General features: G+C 71.9%; 6 protein-coding genes. 5 read left to right on the top strand and 1 reads right to left on the bottom strand.

The genetic code is table 11. The annotated features are described in order from the left end of the window. Positions 1-97: 97 nt before the first annotated feature. The gene (locus E3T42_RS09305) at positions 98-748 is read right to left on the bottom strand and encodes a TetR/AcrR family transcriptional regulator (RefSeq protein WP_134402895.1); all 651 of its coding nucleotides are present in this window, start codon (positions 746-748) and stop codon (positions 98-100) included. Positions 749-858: 110 nt separating this feature from the next. Between E3T42_RS09305 and E3T42_RS09300 the strand changes: the two genes are divergently transcribed. The 5 genes from E3T42_RS09300 to E3T42_RS09280 are packed head-to-tail and all read left to right on the top strand — an operon-like array spanning position 859 to position 7,127. Next, a complete protein-coding gene (locus tag E3T42_RS09300) occupies positions 859-2,460 on the top strand; it encodes a carboxyl transferase domain-containing protein (protein ID WP_134402894.1) in 1,602 nt (533 codons plus the stop codon). 7 nt (positions 2,461-2,467) lie between these two features. After that, the gene (locus tag E3T42_RS09295; RefSeq protein WP_134402893.1) at positions 2,468-4,549 is read left to right on the top strand and encodes a biotin carboxylase N-terminal domain-containing protein; all 2,082 of its coding nucleotides are present in this window, start codon (positions 2,468-2,470) and stop codon (positions 4,547-4,549) included. Next, positions 4,546-5,712, top strand: a complete 1,167-nt coding sequence (locus tag E3T42_RS09290; protein WP_134365963.1) for an acyl-CoA dehydrogenase family protein — start codon at positions 4,546-4,548, stop codon at positions 5,710-5,712. Before E3T42_RS09295 ends, E3T42_RS09290 begins: the two co-directional genes overlap by 4 nt. Before the next feature lie 9 nt (positions 5,713-5,721). Beyond that, on the top strand, positions 5,722-6,282 hold the full coding sequence (locus tag E3T42_RS09285; RefSeq protein ID WP_134365964.1) for a MaoC family dehydratase: 561 nt from the start codon (positions 5,722-5,724) through the stop codon (positions 6,280-6,282). Then, positions 6,279-7,127 (top strand): CoA ester lyase, encoded by an 849-nt coding sequence (locus E3T42_RS09280; protein WP_134365965.1) that lies wholly within the window; start codon positions 6,279-6,281, stop codon positions 7,125-7,127. Before E3T42_RS09285 ends, E3T42_RS09280 begins: the two co-directional genes overlap by 4 nt. Positions 7,128-7,383 lie beyond the last annotated feature (256 nt).

The raw sequence follows: 7,383 nt of genomic DNA, 5'->3' as shown, positions 1-7,383 counted from the left end.
CGCCGTTCCGCGCGCGGCGTGACACGCGCGCAGCGGCGCAGCACCCGCGAAGCCCGCGGCCGAGCCCACGCGGCTGCGACGTGCGGGCGCGCGCCCCTCAGGACGCGCCCAGCGCCGCCAGCGCCATTTCCTCCAGCAGCGGCCGCACCGCGCCGCTCGGGGAGGCTGGCAGGGTGTGCGGGGTCGAATTGAGCAGACCGAAGGTCGCCTGGGCACGGATGCGCAACAGCGCGGCATCCACCCCCGGATGCACCTGCCCGAGCACCGACACCCACAGCTCCACGTAGGCGCGCTGCAGGGCCCGCACCCGGTGCCGGTCGCCGGTGGCCAGGCTGTCCAGATCCCGGTCCTGCACCCGGATCACGTCGGGGTTCGACAGGGCGAAGTCGGTGTGGAACCGCACCAGCTCGCGCAGGGCCGCCGCGGCATCCGGGGCGCGATCGATCACCTGCCGGCCGCCGGCGACGAGCGTCTCGCTGACCTCCACCAGGAGCGCGGCGAGCACGGCCGGCTTGCCGCTGAAGTGCCGGTACACGGCCGGGCCGCTCACCCCGACGGCCGCCCCGAGATCCTCGATCGAGACCCCGTTGTACCCCGACCGCGCGAACAGGGTCGCGGCCGCCCCCAGCAGCGCCTGCCGCCGGTCGGCCTTGGCGCGGCTGCGCGGCGTCGGCGCGGCTTCGGCTGCGGTCTGAAGCGCACCCTCCGTCGCCGCCTCGGCTCGGCCCTCGCTCGCAACCTCGGGCATCGGCGGTCCTTCCGGCGAACTCTGGACTTCTCAGTTACGAACGGCTAACCTGAATTTTCGGTTAGTAATCACTAACTGTAACGCTCGCACGCTCGAACGGGAAGCTGTCGATGGAGACACTCGTGAGTCGGATCGACGGCGCCGCCGCGGCCGAGAACGCCGCCGCCCAGCGGGAGCTCGTCGCCGACCTGCGCCGCCGCCTCGAGGTCGTGGCGCGCGGCGGCCCGGAGGCCTCCCGGCAGCGCCACCTCGCCCGCGGCAAGCTGCTCCCGCGCGAGCGCATCGACCGCCTCCTCGACGTGGGCAGCCCGTTCCTCGAACTCTGCCCGCTCGCCGCCACCGGCCTCTACGGCGACGAGAGCCCCGGGGCCGGGATCATCACCGGGATCGGCCTGATCCACGGCCGCCACGTGCTCGTCATCTCCAACGACGCCACCGTCAAGGGCGGAACCTACTACCCGATGACGGTCAAGAAGCACCTCCGCGCCCAGGAGGTCGCCTTCGAGAACCGGCTCCCGTGCGTCTACCTGGTCGACTCCGGCGGGGCCTTCCTGCCCCTACAGGACGAGGTCTTCCCAGACAAAGAGCACTTCGGCCGCATCTTCTTCAACCAGGCACGGATGTCCGCGGCCAAGATCCCGCAAATTGCCGCCGTGCTGGGCTCCTGCACCGCCGGCGGCGCCTATGTGCCGGCGATGAGCGACGAGACCGTGATCGTGCGGGGCCAGGGCACCATCTTCCTCGGCGGCCCGCCGCTCGTGAAGGCCGCGATCGGCGAGATCGTCACGGCCGAGGAACTCGGCGGGGGAGACCTGCACGCCCGCACCTCCGGCGTGACCGACCACCTCGCCGAGAACGACGAGCACGCCCTCCAGATCGTGCGCGACATCGTCGCCACCCTGCCTCGCCCGCTCGCCCCGGCCTGGGACATCCTCCCGTCGCGCGCCCCGGTCGCCGACGAGGCCGAGCTCTACGCCGCCGTGCCGGTCGACGTGCAGGCCCGCTACGACGTGCACGAGGTGATCGCCCGGCTCGTCGACGGAAGCGATTTCCACGAATTCAAGCGCGACTACGGCACCACCCTGATCACCGGCTTCGCGCACCTGCACGGGCACCCGGTGGGCATCGTCGCCAACAACGGCGTCCTGTTCTCCGAATCCGCCCTCAAGGGCGCCCACTTCATCGAACTCTGCGATCAGCGCGGCATCCCGCTGATCTTCCTGCAGAACATCTCCGGTTTCATGGTCGGCAAGGACTATGAGGCCGGCGGCATCGCCAAGCACGGCGCCAAGATGGTGACCGCCGTCGCCACCGCCCGGGTGCCCAAGCTCACGGTCGTGATCGGCGGCTCGTTCGGCGCCGGCAACTACTCCATGTGCGGCCGCGCCTACTCTCCGCGCTTCCTCTGGATGTGGCCGGGCAGCCGCATCTCCGTGATGGGCGGCCCGCAGGCCGCCTCCGTGCTCGCCACCGTGAAGCGGGAGCAGCTCGAGGGCGCCGGGCAGGAGTGGTCGGCCGCCGACGAGGCCGCGTTCCGGGCGCCGATCGCCGAGAAGTACGACCACCAGGGCAGTCCCTATTACTCGACCGCCCGGCTCTGGGACGACGGTGTGATCGACCCGGCGGACACCCGCACGGTGCTCGGCCTCGCCCTCGGCGTCGTGTCCCGCGCCCCCCTGCCCGAGACCGCCTTCGGTCTCTTCCGGATGTGAGGACACCATGACAGCCTTCGACACCGTGCTGGTGGCCAACCGCGGCGAAATCGCCTGCCGCATCATCCGCACGCTCCGCACCCTCGGCATCCGTTCGGTCGCCGTGTACAGCGACGCCGACCGCGGCGCCCGGCATGTGATGCTGGCGGATGCCGCGGTGCGGCTCGGTCCGGCCAGCGCCCGGCTGAGCTACCTCGACCAGGATGCCGTCCTGGCCGCCGCCCGGGCCACCGGCGCCCAGGCCATCCACCCCGGTTACGGTTTCCTGAGCGAGAACGTCTCATTCGCGGAGGCCTGCGCCGCGGCGGGCGTCGTGTTCATCGGGCCGAGCGCGCACGCCCTCCGCGTGATGGGCGACAAGATCCGGTCGAAGAACCACGTCGCCGCCTCCGGGGTCAGCGTCATCCCCGGCGTCTCCGTGCCCGGCCAGACCGACGAGCAGCTGATCGGCGCGGCCCCGGGGATCGGCTACCCGATGCTGATCAAACCGTCGGCCGGCGGCGGCGGCAAGGGCATGCACCTGGTCGAGCGCCCCGACGACCTGCCCGCGGCGCTCGTGGCCGCGAGACGGGTCGCGGCGAGCGCGTTCGGCGACGACACCCTCCTGATCGAGCGCTTCGTGCCTGCACCCCGGCACATCGAGGTGCAGGTGCTGGCGGACACGCACGGCCGGGTGATCCACCTCGGCGAGCGCGAGTGCTCGCTGCAGCGCCGGCACCAGAAGGTGATCGAGGAGGCGCCGTCGCCGTTGCTGGACCCGGGCACCCGGGCGCGGATCGGTGAGGCCGCCTGCGCGGCCGCCCGCAGCGTGGGGTACACCGGGGCCGGCACGGTCGAGTTCCTGGTCTCCGACGCGGCCCCGGAGGAGTTCTTCTTCATGGAGATGAACACCCGGCTGCAGGTGGAGCACCCGGTCACAGAGATGGTCACCGGGATCGACCTCGTCGAGTGGCAGCTGCGCGTGGCCGCGGGGGAGGCGCTCGCCCACGCCCAGGCCGACGTGGTGCTGGCCGGCCACGCGATCGAGGCCCGGGTGTACGCCGAGAACCCCGAGCGCGGCTTCCTGCCGGCGACCGGTTGCGTGCTCGCGCTGCGGGAGGCGACCGGCGAGGGCATCCGGGTGGACAGCGCGCTCGTCCCCGGTCTGCGGATCTCCGCCGACTACGACCCCATGCTGGCCAAGGTGATCGCCTGGGGAGCCGACCGGGCCCAGGCGCTCGCCCGGCTCGACCGGGCGCTCGCCGAGACCCTCGTGCTCGGCGTGAGCACCAACCTCGAATACCTGCGGCTGCTCGTGCAGGACCCGGACGTGCAGGCCGGGCGCCTCGACACCGGCCTGATCGAGCGCCGGCTGCCCGGCCTGCCCTTCCGCGGCGTCGACGACCACGTGCTGGTCGCCGCGGCGCTGGTCCTGCACGGGCAGGCCTGGGCGGCGGCGGAGTCGGACGCGATGCCGGCAGCCGACCCGGTCTGGTCCCGGCCGACCGGCTGGCGGATGGGCCCGTCCCGGCCGACCCACTACACCCTGGCCACGAGCGCGATCGACCGGGTCACCGTCGGCGTGCAGGGCTCGCCGAGCGCGGCATCCGTCGTGATCGGTGACCGGATGCCCGTGGCCGCGAGCCTCACCGACGCGAACCGGTCCGGGGCCGTCAGCGTCGAGGTCGACGGGGTGCTGCAGGTGCTCGACATCGTGTCCGACATGGCCCCGGATCTCGGGTCCGGCGGCCGCCGGCTGTGGATCGGCAGCTCGGGTTTCTCGGTCTCGCTTCTGCACCTGACCGGCGCCGAGCTCCAGGCCGAACGGCTGGCCGGCCGCGACCTGGCCCCGGGAGCGGTCAGCCCCGAGGTGCGCTCGCCCATGCCGGGAACCGTCGTCGCCGTGCACGCCGCGACGGGGGACCTCGTCGCCGTGGGGCAGGCCATCCTCACCGTGGAGGCCATGAAGATGGAACACCGCCTCACCGCGCTGATCGCGGGGCTGGTCACCGTCACCTTCAAACCCGGCGACCTGGTCAAGCTCGACCAGGTCGTCGCCACCATCATCAGCCCAGACACCGACAGACCAGACAGGGGAGCATCATCGTGAGTTCCGAACTGACCCAGGACCAGCAGCGTCTCAGCAACGACGTGCGCGACTTCGCCGATACCGTCGTCGCGCCCGCCGCCTACGAATACGACACCAAACGGAGCCTGCCCTACGGCATCATCGCCCAGATGGGCGAGCTGGGCCTGTTCGGGCTGCCGTTCCCGGTGCAGTACGGCGGCCAGGGCAAGGACTACTTCTCGCTCTGCCTCGCCGTCGAGCAGCTCGCCCGCGTCGACCAGAGCATCGCGGTCACCCTCGAGGCCGGCGTCGGCCTGGGCATTATGCCCGTCTACCGCCGCGGCACCGAGGCGCAGAAGCAGGAATGGGTGCCGCAGCTGGCCGCGGGGCGCGCGCTCGCCGCGTTCGGCCTGACCGAGGCGGATGCCGGCTCCGACGCCGCGGGCACCAAGACCACGGCCGAGCTGGTCGGCGGGCAGTGGGTCATCAACGGTACCAAGCAGTTCATTACCAACTCCGGCTCCGAGATCACCCGGCTGGTCACGGTCACCGCCGTCACGGGGGAGTCCCGGCGGCCCGGCGGCTCGGTCAAGAAGGAGCTCACGGCCATCCTCGTGCCCACCCCGACGCCGGGCTTCACCGCGCTGCCCGCCTACGACAAGGTCGGCTGGCACACCTCCGACACGCACCCGCTCGTGTTCGAGGACGTGCGGGTGCCCGAGGCCAACCTGCTCGGCGAGCGCGGCCGCGGGTTCGCCAACTTCGTGCAGACCCTCGACGAGGGCCGCGTCGCCTTCGCCGCGCTCTGCACCGGTGCGGCGCAGGGCTGCCTGGAGGAGGCCATCCGTTACGCCAACAGCCGCAACGTCTTCGGCAAGTCGATCGGGTCCAACCAGCACATCGCGTTCAAGATCGCACGGATGCAGGCGCGCGTGCACACGGCCCGGCTCGCCTACTATGACGCCGCGCAGAAAATGGTGCACGGGCACCCCTTCAAAATGGAGGCGTCGATTGCCAAGATGGTGGGCAGCGAGGCCGCCATGGACAACGCGCGCGATGCGACGCAGATCTTCGGCGGCTACGGCTTCCTGAACGAGAACCCGGTGGCCCGGCACTACCGCGACTCCAAGGTTCTCGAGCTGGGCGAGGGCACCACCGAGGTGCAGCTAATGGTCATCTCCCGGGCCCTCGGCTTCACCGGATAGGAGGAGGGCATGAACGAGGACGGCTTCAGCGAGGGCGGCGTGCTCGCGGGCGGTGTCACCGACGCCGGCGACAACGACGACGGCCGCGCCGACGAACGGCGCACGATCGAGCAGCGCGGGTTGTACTACGAGGAGTTCGACCTGGCGGCGCGTTACCTGCACCGCCCGGGCCGCACGGTCACCGAGGCCGACAACGTGCTGTTCACCACCCTGACGATGAACACGCAGTCGCTGCACCTGGATGCCGCGTGGGCCGCCACCCAGCCGTTCGGCCGGCGCCTGGTCAACTCGATGTTCACCCTGTCGACCCTGGTCGGCAGTTCTGTGGCGCAGCTGACCCAGGGCACGATCGTCGCGAACCTCGGGTTCGGCGAGGTGACCTTCCCGCATCCGTTGTTCCACGGGGACACCCTCTATTCCGAGACGGTGGTGACCGGGCGGCGCCTGTCGGCGTCGCGGCCCGGGCAGGGCCTCGTCACGCTCAGCCACACCGGGCGCAACCAGCGCGGGGACGTGGTGGCCACGGCCGTGCGCACGGTGCTGGTCTGGTGTCAGGTGGCAGCGTCATGAGCTTCGACCTGGGGCCGGCGCTGCTCTTCTGCCCCGCCGACCGGCCCGACCGGTACCGCAAGGCCGCCGACCGGGCGGATGCCGTGATCCTCGACCTCGAGGACGCCCTCCTGCCCGCGAACCGGGCCAGGGCCCGCGGGCTGCTGGTCGGGCATCCGCTCGACCCGAACCGCACCATCGTGCGGGTCAACCCGGTCGGCACCCCCGACTTCGCCCTCGACCTCGACGCGCTCGACGAGACGATGTACCGCTACGTCATGGTGCCCAAGACCGTCAGCGCCGCCGAGCTCGAGGCGCTGGCCCGGTTCGAGGTGATCGCGCTCTGCGAGACCGCGACCGGGGTGCTCGCGGCCCCGTCGATCGCGGCCGCGCCGAACGTGGTCGCCCTGATGTGGGGCGCCGACGACCTGGTGGCCTCGCTCGGCGGCAGTTCCAGCCGGTTCGCGGACGGCAGCTACCGGGCCGTCGCCCGCCACGCCCGGTCCGCCGTGCTGCTGGCGGCCGGGGCGCACGGGAAGGCCGCGGTCGACGGCGTGTTCCTGGCCATCCCCGACCTGGCCGGGCTGACCGCCGAGGTCGACGATGCCGTGGCGAGCGGGTTCCGGGCCACGGCCTGCATCCACCCCAGCCAGGTGGGCGTCATCCGCGACGCCTACCGGCCCGCGCCCGCGGAGGTCGCGGCGGCCTGGGCGATCCTGGAGGCGGCGGCCGGTGAGGAGGGCGTGTTCGCCTACCAGGGCCGCATGGTCGACGCGCCGCTGCTCCGCCACGCGGAGGCCGTGCTGCGCCGCGCGGAAGTCATCCCGCCGGGCCTCGACCAGCCCCCGACCGAAGCCACCGACTAACGCCGCTCGCCGCCGCCCTCGCCGAGCGCCGCCCGCCACCGTCAGCAACGTTCGCCCGCCGTCCGCCGCCCTCGCCGAGCGAGCACTGCGCCGAACCAATTCGACGGAGATTTTGCGTTAAAACACGTTTTGAGGGCGTCCGGCACCGGTTTTGGGCAAAATCTCGGCTCTCCTGTCGTAACCGTGGGTTAAACCCGGCCGGGGAGTACTGGTTTGTGGCCGCCGAGGCTGAGCATGGCGAGGGCGATGAGGGCGT

It is taken from the genome of Cryobacterium sp. TMT4-10, from assembly GCF_004403275.1.
GTDB lineage: Bacteria > Actinomycetota > Actinomycetes > Actinomycetales > Microbacteriaceae > Cryobacterium > Cryobacterium shii.
The sequence above is the reverse complement of the archived record's forward strand: the minus strand, read 5'-3'. Positions and strand labels throughout refer to the sequence as shown.